This window comes from Pseudomonas sp. UBA4194, assembly GCF_002379585.1.
In the GTDB taxonomy this organism is placed as follows: Bacteria; Pseudomonadota; Gammaproteobacteria; order Pseudomonadales; family Pseudomonadaceae; genus Aquipseudomonas.
Genome location: NZ_DFUE01000076.1, coordinates 58,220 through 79,066, shown reverse-complemented (window position 1 = coordinate 79,066; position 20,847 = coordinate 58,220). Strand labels below are relative to the sequence as shown.

The following is a 20,847-nucleotide window of genomic DNA, read 5'->3' as shown; positions in this document are numbered from 1 at the left end:
GACGCCCATGTGGGAGCGGGCTGTGCCCGCGATGGGTCTGGCGGGGTTTAGGCCGATTTCGCGGTGTAGCTGACCCGCACGATCACATCGTTCAGCGACGCCAACAGCTCAGGGGTATGGCGGGAGAACCGCAGGTTCCAGTTCGACACCGCACCCGTGCCCTCGAACGGCAGGTAGCGCTCGTCATCGAAGTTCAGGGTGAACATGCCATCGTCATCCATGCCGCTGGACAGCGCGATCTGCTGGCTGGCACGCATGTTGTCCCAGACGTCATCACCCGCTGTCTCGCCCATCTCCACCTTGCTGTAGGTCTGGGTCAGCACTGCCGCCACGTCCTCGTACGCGCCCAGGACGGCAGGCAGCGTCACGCTGACGCGCTTGATGCGGCGCTGGTACTGGCCAAGGTAGTCGCGGTCGAACAAGCTCTGCTCCAGCTTGATCTCCAGGCCACTGTTCTGGCCAAGATCGCGGACCGCGTCTGCCCAGGACTTGCCCCCCTCTTCCAACAGACGTCGCACCGATACCGTCTTGGTGATCTCCAGTTGCCGCGCATTGCGCTGCAGATAGGCCGCTTCCATTTTCATCAGGTTGAGTTTCAGCGACTCACCGGCAGTCAGGCCGCGGTAGCTGTCCTTCCACGCCCCTGGCTGGATGAAGCGGGTCTTGCGGTCGGCAATCTCGTACTGCCAGCAGGCCTCGGCTGCCAGGCACAGCGACAGGGTGGTGTCGTAGGCTTGGTAGTAGAAAGTCGCGAACTGGCCATTGAGCCACTGGTACAGTTGCGCGTTGGTGAAGCGCTTGCTGAGGAACTGGTAGGTGATGGCTGCCTGCTCCACCAGCATTTCTGCCTGGCGCAGTTGCTCGGCGGTGACCAAGGCCTGGGCGTCGTGGACGGCAAGCTGCGCATCGATCTGCTCGATCTCGCGCTGGGCCTGCTCTTCGGCGTGCATCCATTCCTGATGGCGACGGCGGTACTGCTCGGTGCGGTCCAAGGCCTCGGCGGCACCGTGAAACGCTGTCGCCGCACCCTGTGCGACGGCCGCAGCAATGCCGGGTACACCCTCAAGGCGCCAGCCGCCGGTAGAGGCGACAGCGATCACGCCATTGGACATGCCAGCGATAGCACCGCCACCGCCACCTGCGGCGTTGGGAGGCACGATCACGGCTTGGCCGGTAGCCTGCGCTACCGCCGCCACGCCCTCGGCAATACGACCTTGAAGGTGCAGCGAACCGGCTGACTCTTCACCTGCGCTGACCACTTCGTCGGCCAACTTGCCGTAGTACGCCACACGGCTCTCGGCGATGGCACGACTGGCCAGCAACGCCTTGCGACTTTCATCTTCGACGCGCTGCACCAACTGCTGCAACGTAATGGCCTGTTGAGCCATGTCCCACGCTTGCTGCTGTTGCATTTCCTGCAACTGAGCGTTTTCTTTACGCTCCAGCAACGACAGTAGCGTACTGCCGAACTGGATCAGGCTTTCCGCGGCATTGCTGGCACGGCTGTGCATGACGCTGAAGCGGTAGTGCGGAATTTCCTGGCCCAACAGGCGACCGAGGCCGCCGCCGGCAGCACCGCTGCCATAGGCCGACATCAATGCGCGCGGGTCCAGTGGCGGGGCAAACAACGGCAACTGCAACGGCTTGCCATCCAGGGTGCGGTTGTTGCGCAAATTGCGCAGCCGCGCCTCGGCGGTGTTCCAGTTCTGTACCAGTTCGCGGTTCATGGCTGTACGGAAGTGGCTGCTGTCGAGCTCAGGAACGCTGGAATCATCACCGGCGTGCATCAGTATCAGCGGTGGTTGCTCGAAGATGATCAGCGACTGGCCATCGTTGGCTTGCGCGCTTTCCTTGACGAGTTTTTCCTGCTCGTTGAGGCGATCTTCGAACGCCCTCAGCTTCCAGTTGATCGAGTCGGACAGGGTTTTCAGGGTGGTCGGCTCCCAGCTGCTGACCAGGCGTTTGTCCGGACGTGGACCCAGCAGGTCCAGGGCGCGTACGTACCACAGCTTGGCTTCGTTCAGCGCGTCGGGGGTCAGTTGCCGGTAGGCTGCATCGCCGCGATCCAGCAGGTTCTTGATGTAGTGGTTGTAGACCGCCTTACGGTAATGCACTGGATTGTCGCTGGCGATGCCGTCCGGGTCGGTGGGGGCTTGCGTGGCCATTTGACGACCGGTACTGGCTTCCTTCAGAGGCACCACGCTCCAGTAATCAGGGCGATCGCCATCGCCACGGCGAGTCGGGTCGAAGATGAAGCTCAACCATTTGTCCGCCTCGCTGAATTGCTGCTCGGCATTGAAGCGGTGGCTGACCAGAAACGGCAGGTGGAAGAACAGCTCCCAGAAATACAGGCCATTGGCGCCCAGGAAGTCCATCACCTCGTCGGCTTTGCCTTCTCCCAGGCCGGGCTCCGGCAGCAGCTGCGTCTCCCAGGAGAGCAGCTTCTCGAGCGCTACGTTGGCGTGTTCGACCAGGTTGCGTGCAAACAGGGTGTTCATTCGAATCGGCTGGCGGTCGGCATCGCCCGTATCGTTTTCGGCAATGCTCGAGCCGGTGAAGTCGATGAACTCAGCGGTGCCGAGCGTTGAACTGGTGAACGTGGAGATTTTCGGCGACCGCAGACCATCGTCGCTGGAAGCGCTCTGCAGTTCGATCTTTATGGCCCTGGCGCAATGGCCTTTGATGCTCACGGCGGTACCGGCTGCCTGGGTTACCAGCACGCCATGGATAACGGTGAAGCTGGGGTCGTTGTCGGGCCAGGTCGCCGACCACGCCGGACGGAGCGTCTCTGGGTCGATCGGGATGCTCACTGACTGCGTGTGCTGTAGTGGATCCAGTTCCAGCAATGGTGTAGCGGCGAGCTTCAGATCGATTTTCTGGCTGATGTTTGGGGGCGTTGCATTCATCATCGACGAAGGGCGCGCCAGGAATTGCTGATAGCGCGTGACAGGCGTTGCGTACGTACAGACATTACGAGTGGTGATGTGCTCGGGCGATCCAGGGTACAGATAGAACGTCAGGCTTGAGGTCTCGCCGCTCTCCAACTTCGCCATGAAGTCACGTATGAGCCACATGTTGACGTACTTGCCTACCAGGTTGGCACTACCACCGGAGACATTCAGTGTCACAGTGGAATCAAAACTACCTCCTGAGTTGTTGAAAAGCCATCTATGCGGAGAGCCGCGTAGCATCGTGCCCACACGAAAGTCACCATTGCTCTTGAACTTGCCACTGGTGGCCTTGAAAGTGGAAGGGCCGGTGATACGAGCGAACTCGCTGGAACCCTCATCGGTAGGAAGGGTGATCGAAATAACATAGTTGTCGACACCTGTAGCGGTCAGGGTCAAGGTGGTCAGGGTACCGGTAGGTGCCGTGAAGGCCTGGCTCACTTCGGTTCTGACGGTCAGACGGTTGGTCTGCGGATCAAACGCCACGCCTTCGCCGCTTTCACTCGCCGCGATCCGCCCCTGCCATCCAGCATGGTTCCAGCCGTTGACGCCGGTGCTGTCGGGATTTGGATCAAGGTTTCTGGCGGATCGAATCGAAATAGCGGCCTTGGTGATCGGGAACTGGAAACACCCGGCGTTGGAATAGCCGAACAGGCGGGCAGCGCGCAGCACCATCGGCCGGTTTGGACCGGTATCCTGCCCATTGTCTGCCACGCCTCGTGCAGGGTATAGCGGCAGGGCATTGAAGTTCTTGTCCAGCTTCAGGCACTTGAGCATGCGGTACTTATCGGCCGCGCCGTCCGGGGCATCTGCTTTGGTGTAGCCACCATGCATGGCCATCAGCAGCGCTTCTGGCGAGGTCGACAAATCCACCACGGCAAAACTGTTGATATCCGGCAGGCCATCATCGGTCATCGCGGCAGGGTCAGCATCTACCTCGATGTAGCACTGCGGGGCACTCCAGCTGTCGTCGTATTTCTTGTACGTCAGGTTCAAACGCAGCTTGGCACTGGTCTGGGGCATGGCGGGGTCATCGGTGCTGGCGTCATTCACCAGTTCAACATTGTCCACGCGCTCCACCCAGGTCACGAACAGCCGATTGTTGAAATACACAGGCCGGATGGTGTGCTCGATGGCTGAATCGGAAATGGGCAGGTTGGCCCTCTTCCAGTCCGACCAGGCACCGGGTTGTGGGTTATCTTTCTTCGGTCCGGAGGTACGCGACACATAGCTGCGCGCGTTCATGTCCACGGATCGCCAGTAGTACGCGTTTTCGGCCCGGGACTTGCCGATGAAGAAGTAGGTGCCGGTGGTGAAGTCGGTGGAATCGATGTAGCCGTTGATGATGGTCAGGTTGGCCACTTCCTCGAAACTGGCCAGGTACGCCTGCACCGCCTCTTGAGTAGTGTCCAGGGTGATGCGGTTCTGGTTGATGTCGTTTTCCAGCTGCTGGAAGTAGCTGGATTTCTTCATGCGCAGCGACGGGTCGATGTACAGCGAGGGGTACCAGGCCAGTTGCTGGTTGGCGGCCCACAGCGGGTACTGGGCGCGCTGGTCACGCCATTCGGCAACGACCTTGTCGTTGAAGCGACAGTCGTTGTAGCCAGGTTCCATGCCCAGCAGGGCGCCGTTGATGTACTGCTGCAGGCTGGCGATGGCGCTGGCCACAGGGCTGGTTTCCACGGCCTGGGTGACTTGGGTGTCGAGCAGCAGGAATTCGTAGAGGTCGTTTTCGGTTTTAAGTTTTCCGGTCAGACCCAGGCTGTTCAGGGTGGCATCGTTGGGCACGACTTCGCCCAGGTAGTAGGCGACGAGGGCGTCGCGAAAGCTTTCGTTGAGAGAGGCTGCAATGGTCATGGTTTGGGTTTCCGTTGTTGGGTGTTAATGGGTTTTGCGTGTCTGGGCGGTCCCTTTCGCGGGCAAGCCCGCTCCTGCAGGTGGCGTACGCCTGCCTGCGAAGGGGCCCGCCCTGATACACTTCAGTGCATCAAATGGCCGCGGCGATTGCCGCTTGGCCTACCGCCTGCCAATCGGCTTCCGGGCTATCCGCGGTCAGCGCGCAGGCTTGCACCAGGGTTGCCGTGCTCAAGCCGGTTTCCAGTGCCAGTGCCTGGGCACGACGCAGCCAGTCCACATGCGCTACGGTCTTGGCGATGCCTTGGGGCAACAGCGCGGTGAGCACCGCCACCTCGGTTTCGCTCCAGCCCAGCAGGCTGGCGAGGTCGGCATTGCAGGCCTGGCTCTGCAGCGCCAGCTGCCGTTTGCCGGGCCGTTTGGAGACGCTGGTGTTGGCCTGTTCCAGATAGTCCAACAGTCGCTCTTCCGGTTGGCCCAGGGTGTTGAACAGAGTGTCGTAGGACTTGAGCAGATGCAGACTGTGCAGGCTTTGCGGCCACAAGCCGACACTGCCCAGCCAGCTCGGCTTGACCACGAACGTGCGCAAAGCGCGGGCGCCGGTGTGGGACCACTTCAAGGTCTGGGCCATCAGCAGCACCTTGCCGATCTGTTGACCCAAGGCCGTGATGTTGGCTTCGACCGGCTGCCCGTTCGGCCAGGCTTGTAGGGCGGCGAGCAACAAGCCGTGGGGTGTCAGCGCCGTGCTCCTTGCTGCCAACAGGGCCAACTCCGGCAGCAGACCGGTCAGTTCCTGCAGGCAGGCTTCGCTCAGACGCGCCTGGGCGGTGGCGGCGTTGACCAGGAAGTCGGCGAGCATGTCGGTGGCATGGGCTCGCACTTCGTCGTGCAGATCCAGATCGCCGATCAGCGTGGTCACGGCCTGCTGGAGTTGCTCCTGGGTGGTGTCGACCAGCGTCAGCGTGCACTCCGGTACCAAGCCATTGGCGTCCAGCACTGCGGAGGGCTGTAGCTTGGCGACCCAGTCGATGAGTCTGCCTGCCTGGTCGGTGACTGGCAGCGCCAGGGCCTTGATCGATGCGGGTGTGACTCGCTGCGCGTGGGCGTCCGTTGATAGCTGTTGCAGACGATCAAGCAGCTGTTGCGTTACTGCCTCGGGTGAATTGATCAGCAGGGCGCGCAACTGCGACACGTTCAGTTTGTTGGCCTTGAGCCAGTTGACGGCCCAATCCAGCTCCATGAGGACGTCCAGAACGTCTTTGCCGGCGGCGTCCAACGCTTTCAGACGGCCACTGGCGATCAGGCTGCGATAGGCGCTGCCGCCCAGCAGATCGGTCAGCTCCCAGCAGTCTGTCACCGACAGGCCGAACATCTGCGCGATGCGGGCCTGACGATAGAACGAGGACAAGACGGCCAGAGAGCGCTTGAGTGGAGTCACCGCTGTCAGGGTATCTGCGGCCATGCGCTCCAGTTCCTCGCCGGGCTGGACCCTGAGGCTCGCGCAGATCTGCGCCACGGTTCTCTGCTCGGTCGGGTCGCCACTGCTCAGGCTGAATGCAACGTTGTCGATGACCAGAGGTTGATCGAAGAGCACCGAGGTGTTGAAGACCTTATCCAGCAGTGGCACCTGGCCCACCGTGGCGCACGGGGTCAGGTGATACACGAACGCGGCAAACTCTTGCGCATTGATCTGATAGTGCTGGCTGAAGTAACGGAACGTGCCCAGCACCCGCATGGAGTTGGTGTTGAGCTCCATTCCCGCATTAGCGTCGCCTTCGCTGCGCATGGCGCTGACCAACAGCGTGTCGAGGTCGGCATAAGAGAGGCCGGTGCTCTTGTGCAGGCGGATCATGCGCTGCAGGCGGTCGAAGCGCTCCAGGCTGGTATTGGTCAGGTGCCATTTCCGGGTCCCCGCGTCCTGGACCAGGTCCATGGCATTGGCCCTGAAGTCGTAATCACGTGTACCCGGGTCGCTGCCGCCCACGCCGTTGACGTAGCCTGCACCGTAGTGGTTGGGCTGAGGGTAGGGTTTGACGCCTTGACCACCGAGGGCTCCGCGGCTGCTCGGGATAAAATGGGCCGACTTGATAGGCGCGCACGTCTTGACTGCCAGCAACGCTTCGATCTGTTCGCTGTTCAGATCGGTGGCTTGCAGGAACGTCTCGAGGGCAGTCAGTGGGTTGAGTGAGGCGTGCGTGAACTCTATGCCATAGTGCGCCGCAAAAAATGCGCACTCTTCGGGTCGCAGCGTGTAGTCGTGATCGGCGGTGAAGGTCATGCGCCATTGCGCGGCGTGCCTGTGGCTTGGCCGGAAGTCCTCGATATCCCCCCAGGTTCGTGCATCGACCGACAGTTCCCAGCAGCGACCGGCGGCTTCTTCCAAGTCTGATTCGCTACCCTGGTAACCAATCCTCAGGGTTTTGTAGATCGAACCCGCGTTGTAAACCGTGTTGTGCATAGGGCGCGCGCTTCCGGACGGACCCGGTAGCGAGGAGAGGCTCAGGGATAGGGTCTTGGTCGGCAGGCCGGAATGACTATCGGAAACAAGGCGTGCGACAGTCGTACCCGTGGCGTCCGCCCAGGCCAGGTTTGTGGCAGGCGGCAGGGCAGACTCCAACCCGTCCTGGGGCGCAAGCAGAAATCCGGTGCTGTAGTGGGGTTGCGGTCGCATGGACTCGGTATCGGTAGCGTGGAACCACTTATTCCCCAGCAACGTTGCTACGCCCACATAGAAATGACTGAACAGCGTGGGCGCCAGCAGCAGTTTTTGCAGACTTGGGTTCACACCGGTCATCGAAAGCAGCGCGTTGGCTGCCGGCTGCAGGATTTCACCGTACGCGCAGTCTTTGCCCCCAGGCGTTACGCTGAGGCGATAGTTGAGTTGCCCCAGACCGGGCTTGTCGCCACCGAGTGCCAGGCTGACCTGCTGATGCGCAAAGTGATAAGGAAACACGAACGGGTGCTTCTTCTCGGCCAGCAGGGTGTGGATCGGCCGGACGTCATTTTTTTCCTTCTGGTACTTGTCGATGCCCTGGGTCAACACATCGTTGACCAGATCCAGCATCGGCACCGGCTGGTAGGTGCTGCGTTCGTCGATCACCAGCGCGTCCAGGTCCGGGCGGCGGATGGCCAGGGTGATATTGGTCTGGCCGTCGGCGTTGTCCTCGATCTCGCGCTCGGCGAAACGGCGCAGCGAGCCGAGGTAGGCCACCGGGCCGTCCATGGCTTCGATGGCGCCGACCTTGCAGAACTCGTCCCAGTTTTCACGGAACAGGTTAGGGTAGCTGGGGCCGATATCGACCAGGGCCCTTACGCCGCTGCGCTGGCTGGTCTGAGCGATGCTGCGACCGGAGGAAACCACATCGTCGCGAAAGCTGCGGGCGATCTGAGTGGCGTAGCACATGGCGTTTTCATAGGCCATCTCGCCGTCGGCGTCGCTCAGGGTGCGCAGTTGGCGGGTGAACGCCTGCTTGGGCTGGCGGATGATGTCGAACACCGAGCGCATGCCCATGCGTGGCATGGCGTCGGCGAAGCTCAGCCGTGTAGAGGAACGGGTGGCCGGGGTGGCCGGTACCAGGTTGTCGAACAGCGGATTGGTAGAATTTTCAAGGGTAGTCATGGTTGCACATCACGTGTTGAGCAATTGAGGTGTGATGTTTTAAAGGGCGCTGGGCAGGGGGAGTAATCCGTAGAACTGATAGGTAGGCAGGGCATTCATTTGGGTGTATGGCGGCGACTCTATCGGTCGCGCAGCCCTTGCAGGACGGGGCCTGGCGTCTGCCAAGGGGCGTTGGTTACAAACAGCAGCTAGGCTTGCTGAATCTTGTAGCGCGACCCCTTACCGAGGAGCACCTGTTCATGACTGCCAAGAAGATCCTGATGCTGGTCGGCGACTACGTCGAAGATTACGAAGTGATAGTGCCTTTCCAGGCTCTGTTGATGGTGGGTCACACGGTGCATGCGGTGTGCCCGCAGAAGAAAGCCGGCGACCACGTACGGACCGCGATCCACGATTTCGAGGGTGACCAGACCTACAGCGAGAAACCCGGCCACAATTTTGCCCTGAACCATGATTTCGCCGGGGTCGAGGCACACGATTACGATGCCCTGGTGATACCTGGAGGGCGGGCGCCGGAGTATCTGCGCCTGAACGAGAAGGTGTTGGAGTTGGTGCGGGGCTTCGACGAGGCTGGCAAGCCGATTGCAGCGGTGTGCCATGGTGCGCAGGTGCTGGCGGCGGCGGGGGTGTTGGAGGGGCGCGAATGCAGTGCTTACCCGGCATGTGCGCCAGAGGTCCGGCTGGCAGGCGGCCATTTCATCGATATCGAAGTCAACCAGGCCCATGTGCAGGGCAACCTGGTGACCGCCCCCGCCTGGCCCGCCCACCCGAGCTGGCTGGCAGGCTTCCTGGGCCTGCTGGGCACGCGCATCACCCTATGAACAGCGGCCTGCGGTGTGTCTGGTGTACCGCAGCGTCTGGTTCGCGGCTATGACGCCGCTCCTACAAGGACCGCACCCCCCCTCCGTAGGAGCGGCGTCACAGCCGCGAACGCCACCCCACGAAATCCCAGGTTCACGCCCCCCCCCGTAGGAGCGGCGTCATAGCCGCGAACCAGACGCCACAATGCATCAGATGCACCCCACCCCTCCATTCGCCACTTACACCACGGTCAAAACAATATTCTGGCAACGTCCGCGAAGCGTTTGGCGAAGTGTACGGTGATACCTTGCTTAAGGTAGTCCGGCAGCTCTTCGAAATGCCCGCGGTTGGGCTCCGGCAGGATCAACTCCATGATCTTCTGGCGCCGCGCGGCAATCACCTTCTCGCGAACGCCGCCAATGGGCAGCACATGCCCGGTCAGGGTCAGCTCACCGGTCATGGCCACGCCTTTCTTCGGCGCCTGGTCGCGCGCCAGGGACAGCAGGGCGCTGGCCATGGTAACCCCCGCGCTCGGGCCATCCTTGGGCGTGGCGCCTTCAGGAACGTGCAAGTGCACGAAGGCCTCGTCGAAGAACTTGGCGTCAGCGCCGAACTGCTTGAGGTTGGAGCTGACGTAGCTGTAGGCGATTTCCGCCGACTCCTTCATCACATCACCCAGTTGCCCCGTCAGCTTGAAGCCGCGGTTCAAGGTATGGATGCGGGTCGCCTCGATGGGCAAGGTCGCCCCGCCCATGCTGGTCCAGGCCAGGCCAGTGATGACGCCTTTGCCCGCCAGCACCTGTTCGCTGCGGAACACCGGCATGCCCAGCGAAGACTCCAGATCCTTGGGCCCCAGCTTGATCACCGCATCGGGCTTCTCGATCAATTGCACCACGGCCTTGCGCACCAGCTTGCCCAGCTGTTTCTCCAGCTGGCGCACGCCGGCTTCCCGGGCATAGCCTTCGATCACTACGCGCAGGGCGCTGTCGCTGATGCTCAGGCGGCTCTTGTCCACGCCAGCCTTTTCCAATTGCTTGGGCCACAGGTGACGCTTGGCGATCGCCAGCTTCTCTTCGGTGATGTAACCCGACAGACGAATCACTTCCATGCGGTCCAGCAGCGGGCCGGGGATGGAATCCAGGGTGTTGGCCGTACAGATGAACAACACCTTGGACAGGTCCAGACGCAGGTCCAGGTAATGGTCGAGGAAATCGACGTTCTGTTCCGGGTCCAGGGTTTCCAGCAGCGCCGAGGCCGGATCGCCCTGGTAGCTCTGGCCCATCTTGTCGATCTCGTCGAGCATGATCACCGGGTTCATCACCTCGACGTCTTTCAACGCCTGCACCAGCTTGCCCGGCTGGGCGCCGATGTAGGTGCGGCGATGGCCCTTGATTTCCGCCTCGTCGCGCATGCCGCCCAGGCTGAAGCGATAGAACGGTCGGCCCAGGGATTCGGCGATGGATTTACCGACACTGGTTTTGCCCACGCCTGGCGGGCCCACCAGCAGCACGATAGAGCCGCTGATTTCGCCTTTATAGGCGCCCACCGCGAGAAACTCGACGATGCGGCTCTTGATGTCGTCCAGCCCGGCGTGATGCTGATCCAGCACTTTGCGGGCGTGCTTGAGGTCGAGCTTGTCCTTGCCGAACACCCCCCACGGCAGGGCGGTGGCCCATTCCAGGTAATTGCGGGTCACGGCGTACTCGGGCGACCCCGTTTCCAGGATCGACAGTTTCTGCATTTCTTCGTCGATGCGCTTCTGCGCGGCGGGGGGCAGGGTCTTGCCTTCCAGACGCTGCTCGAACTGCTCCAGATCGGCGCTGCGGTCGTCTTTGGTCAGCCCCAGCTCCTGCTGAATCACCTTGAGCTGTTCCTTGAGGAAGAACTCGCGCTGATGCTCGCCGATCTTCTTGTTGACCTCGGCGGAAATTTCTTTCTGCAGCCGGGCCACCTCGACTTCCTTGCGCAGCATCGGCAGGACTTTTTCCATGCGTTTGAGCATGGGCACGCAGTCGAGCACGGTTTGCAGCTCGTTGCCGGTGGCGGAGGTCAGGGCGGCGGCGAAGTCGGTAAGAGGCGAGGGGTCATTGGGGCTGAAGCGGTTGAGGTAGTTCTTCAGCTCTTCGCTGTACAGCGGGTTGAGCGGCAACAGCTCCTTGATGGCGTTGATCAGCGCCATGCCGTAGGCCTTGACCTCGTCGGTGGGCTCGATGGGCTGCTGCGGGTATTCCACTTCCACCAGATAGGGCGGGCGATGGTGCTTGAGCCAGGTGCGGATACGCACTCGCGAGAGGCCTTGGGCAACGAACTGCAATTTGCCGTTCTCGCGGCTGGCGTGATGGATTTTCACCAGCGTGCCGTACAGCGGCAGGCTGGAGGTATCGAAGTGGCGATGGTCGTCGGGCGGGGTGTCCATGAAGAACAGCGCCAGGGAGTGGTGGTCGGTTTTGGCCACCAGGTCCAGGGTTTCGGCCCAGGGCTCTTCGTTGACGATGACCGGCAACACCTGCGCGGGGAAGAACGGGCGATTGTGGATCGGGATGATGTAGACCTTGTCGGGCAGGTTCTGGCCTGGCAGGGCGAGTTCGGTGCTGGAGTGAGTCGAGTGTTCGATGTGCTCGCTGTCCAGGTGTTCGGATGGCTGCTCGTTGGATTCCTGCTGGTCGCTCATGGGGCACCTGCGTCAATGACTATGCTGCTTAGATGGGGCGATGAGCGACTGGTTTCAATGGCGGCACTGAAGGTTTGCCGGCAGAGGCCGATAACGATATTAGCGGGGATGACGGGTGGGGGCGGGACGCGGCTTACGCCGCTGCTACAGGTTGTGTGGGGCGTACGCGAAGCGGCGTGTTCGATGGCGGCGCACCTCGCCCTGTAGCACCGGCGTAAGCCGGGTCCGCCTCCCCCCCTAACCCACCCCCAAACCCAATGATGGCAAAAAGCCGCTTTTTCACTTCACCTCGCATCGCAATACCGATAATCTGCCCCGGCTTTCGACATGCCAGGGCAGGCGATAATGTTCACTCGTCTTGGTAACTTCCATGTTAAGGCTCGGCGCTGTACTCATTGGCTCTCTGGTTTTCAGCGCCCTGGCGCACGCCGCTTCCTTTGAAGCGCAACTGACCGATGCCGCCGGCAAGCCGCTTGCCGACGCGGTGCTCAGCCTTTCCGGCGGCCCGGCTGCCACCGGTTCGCGCACGGCGAGCGCCACCATGGACCAACGGGCGCAGAAATACGTGCCCCACGTACTGGCGGTGCGCAGCGGCACCCAGGTGTCGTTTCCCAACAGCGACAACATCCGCCATCAGGTCTATTCCTTCTCGCCTGCCAAGCGCTTCGAGCTGCGTTTGTACGAAGGTACGCCCACCAAGCCTGAGCTGTTCGACAAGCCCGGCGTGGTGGTCCTGGGTTGCAACATTCACGATTGGATGCTTGGCTACATCTATGTAACCGACGACCCGTGGTTCGCCGTCAGCGACGCACAGGGTCGTGTACGTTTCGATCAATTGCCCGCAGGCCACTATCAAGTGAGCCTGTGGCATCCGCAGAGCGCGGATGCGCAAGTGCAACCAGGAGGGGAGATCGACGTGGCGGAGCCTGGCACCAAGCACACCTACAGCCTGACGGTCCAGCCAGAAAATGGCGACGTGCCCAGCGAACCTGCGCCCAGCGCATTCGGTGACGCGTTCAAAAAGGCCGCCGGTGAAACTGCGCAGTAGTTTTCAGGCACGCATTGCCTGCGTATTGATCTTGCTCCTGCTGGTGGTGGTGGGCGCCTTGACCGTGGCTGTGAAAGTGGCCACCAACGAAGCGGTGCGCGCCCAGGCCCGGGATCAGTTGCAGGTGGGTACCCGCGTGTTCGAACGCCTGCTGGACACCCGCGGTCGGCGCCTGCGTGACGGTGTGCAGCTGCTGGCAGCGGACTTCGGTTTCCGCGACGCCATCGCCAGTGGCGACTCGCCCACCATCCGTTCAGCCCTGCAGAACCAGGGCGCGCGCATCGGCGCCAACGACATGTTCGTGCTGGGCATGGATGGTCGGGTGCTGGCCAGCACCGTCGAGCAGGTGGCCGAAGGCTCGCTGTTTCCCTACGACACCGAGCTGCGCGAGGCGCGTCGCACCAACCAGTCGGTGCTGTTCGTGCCGCTGAGCGGACGGCCGCACCTGATGGTGGAGTCTGCCGTACTGGCGCCACTGCCCATCGCGCGGGTGGTGATGGGCTTCAGCATGGACGTCGCCTTCGCTCAGGAACTGCACGCGCTGACCAACCTGCAGGTGTCGTTCCTTACCGTGCAGGGCGGACAGGTGGGCGAGCTGGTGAGTACCCAGGGCGCTGATCTGCTGCCCAGCATCACCCAGTGGATGCAGGCCAACGAGTCGTTTTCGCAACGGGTTGCCAGCTCCGAACACCTGGGCCGTACCTACCTGAGCCAACCCTTGCTGCTGGCCAGTACGGCCGGACCCAAGGGCGGCCAGGTCATGGCGTTGCTGCAAAGCCCTCTGGACGAAGCCCTGCATGCCTTCGTTGCCCTGGATCGCAACATCTTCGGCATCGCCCTGGCGGCGTTGCTGGCATCCCTGATCGGCGCCTTGCTGCTGGCACGCAGCGTTTCGCTGCCGGTGCAGAGCCTTGCCCGCGCGGCCCGGCGCATTGGCCATGGCGACTATCAGACGGAAGTGCCGCTCAACCGCTCCGACGAACTAGGGGTACTGGCCGACGCCATCAGCCGCATGCAGGCCGGAATCGCCGAGCGTGAGCAGCAATTGGCCCACAACGCCTTGCACGATGCCTTGACCGGCCTGCCCAACCGCGCCTTGGCCATGGAGCGCCTGGGTAGCGCGATAGCGGCCGATCGACCGATTGCGCTGCTGTGTGTCGGTATCGACAATTTGCGCGAGTTGAGCGAAAGCGGCGGTCCGGCCTTCGTCGACAAGCTGTTGCAGCAGGTCGCCCATACGCTGCTGGAACTGGTACGTCCCGGCGACACCGTGGCCAACCTGATCACCGACGAGTTCCTGCTGCTGCTCGATGGTGTGGACAACGACAGCGCCGTGGCGGTGGCGGACAAGCTGCAACAGGTCTTGATGCAGCCCCATCGTTTCGGCGGCCATGACGTGGCCGTGGACTGCCGCATCGGTATCGCCGCGTTCCCCATCGACGGGCTCACCGCAGAGGAGCTGCTCTCGCGCGCCGCCCTGGCGATGAAGGACGCTGCCGACATGCCCGGCCGTTTGCAGGTATACCAGCATGGTCGTGACCTGGCCCATCAACGCCAGGTGCGTCTGATCCGTGACTTGCGCCGGGCGGCCGGCAACAGTGAGCTGTCCCTGCATTACCAGCCCAAGCTGGACCTGGGCAAAAGGGTGTCGCGCAAAGCCGAAGCGTTGCTGCGCTGGCAGCATCCGCAGCTGGGCAATGTGTCGCCCGGTGAGTTCATCGAACTGGCCGAGCGTACCGGCAGCATCCAAAGCCTGACCCGCTGGGTCATCGAGGAGGGCGTGCGCCAGTTGGCCGAATGGAACCAGCGTGGCCTGGTGGTGCAGCTTTCCTTGAACATTTCTGCCGACGACCTGCTGGGTTCGGACTTGCCTGAGCGTGTGTCGCGTTTGCTCGCCCTGCATGGCGTGCCGGCCGAGCAGCTGATTTTCGAGATCACCGAGAGCGCCGTGATGCGCGAACCGGAGGCGGCCTTGAAGGTGCTCAACAGCCTGCGCGCCTGTGGCATCAGCCTGTCGGTAGACGACTTCGGCACCGGCTATTCCTCGCTGGCGCACCTTAAACGCCTGCCGGTGCAGGAACTCAAGATCGATCAGTCCTTCGTGCGCAACCTGGATGAAACCAGCGAAGACGCCGTGATCGTGCGCTCCACCATCGAAATGAGCCACAACCTGGGCCTGACCGTCGTGGCTGAAGGCGTGGAGTTCGAGCACAGCCTGCGGCTGCTCGAACGCTGGAACTGCGACACCGCCCAGGGCTACCTGATCAGTCGCCCCCTCAGCGCCGCGGCGTTCGAGGCATGGATGCTGCAACCCCTTCCTACTTCCACTTCCCTGGTTCATTGATGTCATGAAACGTAGTGCTTCGTTTTTCCTGTGTGCTTTGGCGCTGGGTATTGGCCAACCTGCAGAGGCTGAAGAAGGTCGACTCCTGGCCACGGGTGGGGCCACCAGCATCGAAGGCGCAGCCGGTGGCGGCATCACGCCGTGGGCATTGCTGTCCGGCTATGGCGAGCAGGGCGAGTGGGGCGCGACCGCCTTTGCCACCCGCGTCGACCTGCCAGACTATCGCCTGGATGTGGCCGGTATGGCGGCCAGCTACGGCAATCGCATCGAGGTGTCCTATGCCCGCCAGCGTTTCGACCTGGGCAGCCTGGTGCACAAGCTCGGCCTGCCCGAGGACAGCCTGAGCCAGGACGTCTTCGGGGTGAAGGTGCGGCTGTTCGGCGACCTCATCTATGACCAGTTGCCCCAAGTCGCCCTGGGCCTTGCATACAAGCGTCAGAAGGATTTTCTGATCCCCAGCCTGGTGGGCGCCCAGCGTGACGAGGACGTGGAAGGCTATCTCACTGCCAGCCGCCTGTTCATGGGCGCCGCCTTTGGCTACAACGTGCTGGTCAACGGTGGCGTGCGTTACAGCCGCGCCAACGAATTGGGCCTGCTGGGCTTTGGCGGCGATCGCCGCGACAGCCGCAGCTTGCTCAAGGAGGGCTCGGTGGCCGTGCTGTTCAATCCGCGTTGGGCGCTTGGGGTGGAATACCGGGAGAAGCCGGACAACCTGTCGTTCGCCGGCGAGAGTGATTGGGCTGACCTGTTCCTCGGCTACTTCCCCAACAAACACCTGGCCATCGTGCTGGCGTACGCCCGCCTGGGCGAGATCGCCACGCAGGATAACCAGAACGGCACCTATCTGTCCGTGCAGGGGAGTTTCTGACATGCGCATGATGTGGATCGCTGCCTGCCTGTTGCTCGGCGCCTGTGCCGGTACCTTGCAGCCGCCCAAGGATGACAGCCTGTACCGCGAACTGGGCGAGAAACCCGGGATCAGCCGGATCGTCGAAGGCATGCTGCTGAACGTGGCGCGAGACGAGCGCATCGTGGCGCACTTTCGCAATGTGAACATCGAATTGCTGCGCGCGCAGTTGATCGACAAGTTCTGCGTCGAGGCAGGTGGGCCGTGCGAGTACAAAGGCGATGACATGGCCGAGGCGCACAAGGGGCAGCAGATCAGCCGCAGCGAGTTCAACGCGCTGGTGGAAGATCTGATCAAGGCCATGGAAGCACAGGGCGTACCGGTGCCGGCACAGAACCGGTTGCTGGCCCGGCTGGCGGCACAGCGGGGCGAGGTGATCGAGAAGTAGCGAAGTCGGTGGTGACAGCCACCACCATAAGTCGATCCACCCCAATCTGCTTTTAGCCCCCTCTCCCCCAGGGAGAGGGCTGGGGTGAGGGGACCATCCCCCCCAAATCCCAAACCATCCCGCAAAAAAAACGGCCCCCAAGGGAGCCGTTCTTCACCACAACGCAATTACTCAGGCAAAGCAAACGCCATCACATAATCGCCTTGCTTGGTCCCCAGCGAGCCATGCCCACCGGCCACCACCAGCACATACTGGCGGCCATCCTTGCCGGTGTAGGTCATTGGCGTGGTCTGAGCACCCGCGGGCAGGCGGCCTTCCCACAACTGCTTGCCGTTACGAATATCGTAGGCCCGCAGGTACTGGTCCAGAGTGCCGCTCAGGAACGACACGCCACTGGCCGTGGTGAACGCGCCACCCAGGCTCGGCACACCCATGCTCAGCGGAATCGGTACCGGCGAGCTGTCGCGCACGGTGCCGTTCTTGTGCATCCAGATGGTCTTGTGGGTGGTCAGGTCAACGGCCGCCACATAACCCCAGGCAGGTGCCTGGCACGGCAGGCCCATAGGCGACAGCAGCGCTTCGAGAATCACACCATAAGGGGCGCCCTTGTTCGGCTGCACGCCTTCGGTTTCGCTCTTGCGGCCCGGGCCACTGGCGACTTCGGTCGCCGGTACCAGCTTGGAGCGGAACGCCATGTAGCTTGGGTTGACAAAGGCTACCTGACGAACCGGATCTACCGAGATACCACCCCAGTCGAACACGCCGAAGTTGCCCGGGTAGACGATCGAACCCTGCAGCGACGGCGGCGTGAAGGCGCCTTCGTAGCGCAGCGACTTGAAGTCGATCCGGCACAGCATCTGGTCGAACGGGGTGACGCCCCACATGTCGCGCTCTTTAAGGGGCGGCGGCATGAAGTTCAGGTCCGATTTGGGCTGGGTGGGCGAAGTGTGGTCGCCTTCCACTGCGCCTTGCGGCACCGGCACTTCATTGACAGGCACGATGGGCTCGCCGGTCAGGCGGTTCAGCACGTAGATGCTGCCCTGCTTGGTCGAGGCCAGCACGGCCGGTTTCACACCGTCAGCGGTCTTGAGGTCCATCAGGGTCGGCTGGCCGCCGACGTCCATGTCCCACAGGTCGTGGTGGGTGAACTGGTAGGTCCACTTCACGTGGCCCGTGTCGATATCGAGCGCAGTCAGGCCAGCGCTGTATTTTTCCGACTCAGGGGTGCGGTTGCCGCCCCATTGGTCAGGCATCTGGTTGCCCATGGGCAGGTACAGCATGCCGTTCTTTTCGTCGACGCTGAACATGGACCACATGTTCGGCGAGTTGCGGGTGTAGGTCTGGCCCGGGCCGATCGGTGTGGTGTCGTCGGGGTTGCCGCTGTCCCAGTTCCACACCAGGTGACCGTCGTGCACGTCGAAGGCACGAATCACGCCCGACGGCTCGTCGGTGGAGACGTTATCGGTTACGTGGCCGCCGATCACCACCAGGTTTTTGGTGACCGCCGGTGGCGAAGTGGAGTAGTAGCCGCCTGCAGCGAACGAGCCGATGTTGGCGCGCAGGTCGATCTGGCCCTTGTCGCCGAAGTCCTCGCACATCTTGCCGGTGTCGGCGTTCAGGGCGATCAGACGGGTATCGGCAGTGGGCACGAAGATGCGTTTCGGGCACGCGGTGGGCGCAGCCGCCGGCGCAGCAGCGTCGGTGGCGGGGCTTGCCGCCGCATAGGTCGCGTCATCGTGATACGACACGCCACGGCAGGTCATGTGCGCCCAGCCTTTGAAGTTCGGCGCGTTCTGCGTGCTGATCTTCGGATCGAAACGCCAGATTTCCTTGCCGGTGTCCGGGTCCAGAGCAATGACCTGACTGTGCGGGGTGCACACGTAGAGCATGCCGTTGACCTTGAGCGGGGTGTTCTCCGCGGTGGTCTCGCCCGGATCGTTCGGACCTGGGATGTCGCCGGTGCGGTAGGTCCAGGCTGGGGTCAGCTTGCTGACGTTGTCCGGGGTGATCTGCGCCAGGGGCGAGTAGCGATCGCCATGGGCGCTGCGGCCGTAGGAGTTCCAGTCACCGTCGGCCATGGCCGGGGCGGTGTTGGGCATGTCGGCGGTTTCGCGGTCCAGCTGGCCCTTGATCTCACCAGGGTTGGTGAACTGGCTGGCCAGGGCGCACAGGCCAGCCAATACAACGGCGATGCTCAAGGCACCGGTTGCCATGGGGGCAGGCTGAGTCAGCAAAGGCTTGCGGAACCAGGGCAGCAGCAGAACGATACCCAGAGCGAACCACAGGGCCAGGCGCGGCACCAGTTGCCACCAGTCCAGGCCGACTTCGTACAGCGACCAGAGGGTACTGGCGAACAGCACCAGCGCATACAGACCGATGGCGGCGCGGCGGCCCATCAGCAGAAGGATGCCAGTCACGGTCACGCCGATACCAGCGATGAGGTAGTACAGCGAACCGTGCAGGCTGGCCAGGCGAATACCGCCATAGACCAGGTACAGGCCCATCAACAGCATCAGCACGCCTAGCAGGCTGGGCAGCAGCCGCGAGGAGCGCGAAGCACCGTCAGTGCTCATAGGGATGTTTCTCCGTTGCGTTCAAGTGATCGAGCATAGTCCACGAATGTCCAGTGCTCGTTTGTGTAAGGGTGTTGCAAGGGCCGTTTAGTTTCAGAACGATGCCTGAATCTTCAGTCCGCCAATCAGGGCGTCATCGATATGAGTGACACCGCCGGGGTGGCGGATGTACTGCAGGTTCGGCCGCACGGTCAGCCAATTGGCCAGGTGAACCCCGTAATAGAGCTCTGCGCTGTACTCGGTGTCCTGCACGGGCAGGTATGCGCTGTCGTTGTAATCGGACACGACGGCCACTCGATTGTGCAGTTCGGAGTTTTTGCGGTAAGCCGGGTTCACGTGCACGCGAGCCACTGCGAAACCGATGTCATCGCGCGCGCGGGCATCGAACGGCCCTTTATAGACGACGCCGGCCTGCACATAGTTATCGATGGCGTTGGTCTTCTTGTCGTGCAGCGTGGCGTTGGCGAACACGCTCAGGCCACGGGACTGGTCGCTGGCCTTGCTGGTCAACTGCTGCTGGGCGCCGAGCCAGAAGCCATGCTTGCTGGAGGCGCTGCGATAGTCCTGGCCGGTGACGGCAGCGGCCTGATCGTTGCGGTCCTTGTAGACATCGTCGGCATCGGCGGTGCTGTAGTAGTAGCCGGCGCGGTATTCGCCTGGCAAGCCGTTCAGTCGGGGGGTCCACACCAGCTCCACCGGCAGCATGGCGCCCTCGGTGCCACTGCCGCTGAGCTTGAAGCCGTTGTCGTTTTCAAGGTTCGAAGGGTTCTGCTCGAAGATGCCCACCTGCGCGTACAACTCGGGAGTCAGATGGTACTTGGCGCGCAGCGCCCACTGGCTCACTGGCCAGTTGTACCAGACGCTGCCCACCCAGTTACCCACCTGGGAGCCGCAGAACGCCAGGTTCTGGAAGTCGCAGGGGAAGCTGTTGAAGTCTTCGCCTTCGCCGAAACGCCCGACTTTGATGTCCAGGCGCTGATCGAGGAATTTCTGCTGATACCACATCTGCGTGATGCGGGTGATATTGCCTCGGCCCCAGACTTCCTGAGCCGAGGTGAAACCGCCGACTCGCGGATCATTGATGCGATCGTTGCTGATGTTGTCGCCGTTGCGGTTGGTCAGCGTCAATTGGAACTCGGCATCATGCCAGCCCAGGATCTTCTGCAGATCCAGGTGCGTGCCCACGGCGAACTGGTCGCTGTAGCGCGTAGCGTGGTCGTGGTTGTAGCCGCCATGCAGGTTGGCGCCGACCTCGCCGGTGTAGTCCAGCTTGAAGTCGTAGCCTTGAGCGGAGAGGTCGCCGCGGGTGCCGTTCCAGTCACCGAACATGAACGGCGACTCGCTATCGAACGCAGGCGCCGCAAATGCGGTGTGGCAGAGGCTCAAGGCGCCAAGGGCAAGGAACGAGCGCAACGACAAAAGCGCCATGGGTTGGCGTGGGGCAGATGTTGGCATAAGGAAAGATTCTTCTGCTGAGTCGAAGCTTCGAGAAAGGAGGGCTTCGTTATATTTCTAAACTTAAACGTTTTTTCAGACTGCGGCGGGAGGATATAGGCTGGGGGTGTGGTTTTAAAGACAAGATATGGGAATGGATTCTTGCCGAGATTGTAATAGTGCGGCGGGGTGACGCAGGTTGGGATTTGAGGTGAATAGTCCCCTCACCCCAGCCCTCCCCCTGAGGGAGAGGGGGCTAA

Annotated in this window: 10 protein-coding genes; 5 read left to right on the top strand and 5 right to left on the bottom strand. The window is 62.2% G+C overall.

Annotation, left to right across the window (positions count from 1 at the left end):
* Positions 1 to 47: 47 nt before the first annotated feature.
* Together B3397_RS18695 and B3397_RS18690 are read right to left on the bottom strand one after the other, a co-directional pair.
* Positions 48 to 4,805, bottom strand: coding sequence for a neuraminidase-like domain-containing protein (locus B3397_RS18695; RefSeq protein ID WP_296252974.1), 4,758 nt, complete (start codon positions 4,803 to 4,805; stop codon positions 48 to 50).
* 130 nt (positions 4,806 to 4,935) lie between these two features.
* The gene (locus B3397_RS18690) at positions 4,936 to 8,421 is read right to left on the bottom strand and encodes a Tc toxin subunit A (RefSeq protein WP_296252971.1); all 3,486 of its coding nucleotides are present in this window, start codon (positions 8,419 to 8,421) and stop codon (positions 4,936 to 4,938) included.
* 239 nt (positions 8,422 to 8,660) lie between these two features.
* Between B3397_RS18690 and B3397_RS18685 the strand changes: the two genes are divergently transcribed.
* Positions 8,661 to 9,242 carry a DJ-1/PfpI family protein gene (locus B3397_RS18685; RefSeq protein WP_296252968.1) on the top strand — a complete coding sequence of 194 codons (582 nt, stop codon included), beginning with the start codon at positions 8,661 to 8,663 and terminating at the stop codon, positions 9,240 to 9,242.
* Positions 9,243 to 9,472: 230 nt separating this feature from the next.
* On the opposite strand, the gene lon is transcribed toward B3397_RS18685, so the two are convergent.
* The gene (lon, locus tag B3397_RS18680) at positions 9,473 to 11,893 is read right to left on the bottom strand and encodes an endopeptidase La (RefSeq protein WP_296252967.1); all 2,421 of its coding nucleotides are present in this window, start codon (positions 11,891 to 11,893) and stop codon (positions 9,473 to 9,475) included.
* A 370-nt stretch (positions 11,894 to 12,263) separates the two neighbouring features.
* On the opposite strand from lon, the gene B3397_RS18675 reads away from it, so the two are divergent.
* The 4 genes from B3397_RS18675 to B3397_RS18660 are packed head-to-tail and all read left to right on the top strand — an operon-like array spanning position 12,264 to position 16,580.
* Positions 12,264 to 12,941 (top strand): methylamine utilization protein, encoded by a 678-nt coding sequence (locus B3397_RS18675; protein WP_296252963.1) that lies wholly within the window; start codon positions 12,264 to 12,266, stop codon positions 12,939 to 12,941.
* Positions 12,925 to 15,285 carry a putative bifunctional diguanylate cyclase/phosphodiesterase gene (locus B3397_RS18670; protein ID WP_296252961.1) on the top strand — a complete coding sequence of 787 codons (2,361 nt, stop codon included), beginning with the start codon at positions 12,925 to 12,927 and terminating at the stop codon, positions 15,283 to 15,285. The genes B3397_RS18675 and B3397_RS18670 overlap by 17 nt, the downstream gene beginning before the upstream one ends.
* Before the next feature lie 4 nt (positions 15,286 to 15,289).
* Positions 15,290 to 16,153, top strand: coding sequence for a DUF3034 family protein (locus B3397_RS18665; protein WP_296252959.1), 864 nt, complete (start codon positions 15,290 to 15,292; stop codon positions 16,151 to 16,153).
* Position 16,154: 1 nt separating this feature from the next.
* The gene (locus B3397_RS18660) at positions 16,155 to 16,580 is read left to right on the top strand and encodes a group I truncated hemoglobin (RefSeq protein ID WP_296252957.1); all 426 of its coding nucleotides are present in this window, start codon (positions 16,155 to 16,157) and stop codon (positions 16,578 to 16,580) included.
* A gap of 167 nt (positions 16,581 to 16,747) precedes the next feature.
* Here the strand turns inward: B3397_RS18660 and B3397_RS18655 are convergent, their stop codons facing one another.
* Entirely contained in the window at positions 16,748 to 19,153 is a 2,406-nt protein-coding gene (locus B3397_RS18655) for a glucose/quinate/shikimate family membrane-bound PQQ-dependent dehydrogenase (protein WP_296252956.1), read from the bottom strand.
* A 93-nt stretch (positions 19,154 to 19,246) separates the two neighbouring features.
* Positions 19,247 to 20,608, bottom strand: a complete 1,362-nt coding sequence (locus B3397_RS18650; RefSeq protein ID WP_296252954.1) for a carbohydrate porin — start codon at positions 20,606 to 20,608, stop codon at positions 19,247 to 19,249.
* Positions 20,609 to 20,847: the final 239 nt, after the last annotated feature.

What these genes read in the sequence shown, in the direction of transcription:
- B3397_RS18665 (WP_296252959.1), top strand. Translation starts at nt 15,290, where the DNA reads ATGAAACGTAGTGCTTCGTTTTTCCTGTGTGCTTTGGCGCTGGGTATT.
- B3397_RS18660 (WP_296252957.1), top strand. Translation starts at nt 16,155, where the DNA reads ATGCGCATGATGTGGATCGCTGCCTGCCTGTTGCTCGGCGCCTGTGCC.
- B3397_RS18690 (WP_296252971.1), bottom strand. Translation starts at nt 8,421, where the DNA reads ATGACTACCCTTGAAAATTCTACCAATCCGCTGTTCGACAACCTGGTA.
- B3397_RS18685 (WP_296252968.1), top strand. Translation starts at nt 8,661, where the DNA reads ATGACTGCCAAGAAGATCCTGATGCTGGTCGGCGACTACGTCGAAGAT.
- lon (WP_296252967.1), bottom strand. Translation starts at nt 11,893, where the DNA reads ATGAGCGACCAGCAGGAATCCAACGAGCAGCCATCCGAACACCTGGAC.
- B3397_RS18695 (WP_296252974.1), bottom strand. Translation starts at nt 4,805, where the DNA reads ATGACCATTGCAGCCTCTCTCAACGAAAGCTTTCGCGACGCCCTCGTC.
- B3397_RS18675 (WP_296252963.1), top strand. Translation starts at nt 12,264, where the DNA reads ATGTTAAGGCTCGGCGCTGTACTCATTGGCTCTCTGGTTTTCAGCGCC.
- B3397_RS18650 (WP_296252954.1), bottom strand. Translation starts at nt 20,608, where the DNA reads ATGCCAACATCTGCCCCACGCCAACCCATGGCGCTTTTGTCGTTGCGC.
- B3397_RS18655 (WP_296252956.1), bottom strand. Translation starts at nt 19,153, where the DNA reads ATGAGCACTGACGGTGCTTCGCGCTCCTCGCGGCTGCTGCCCAGCCTG.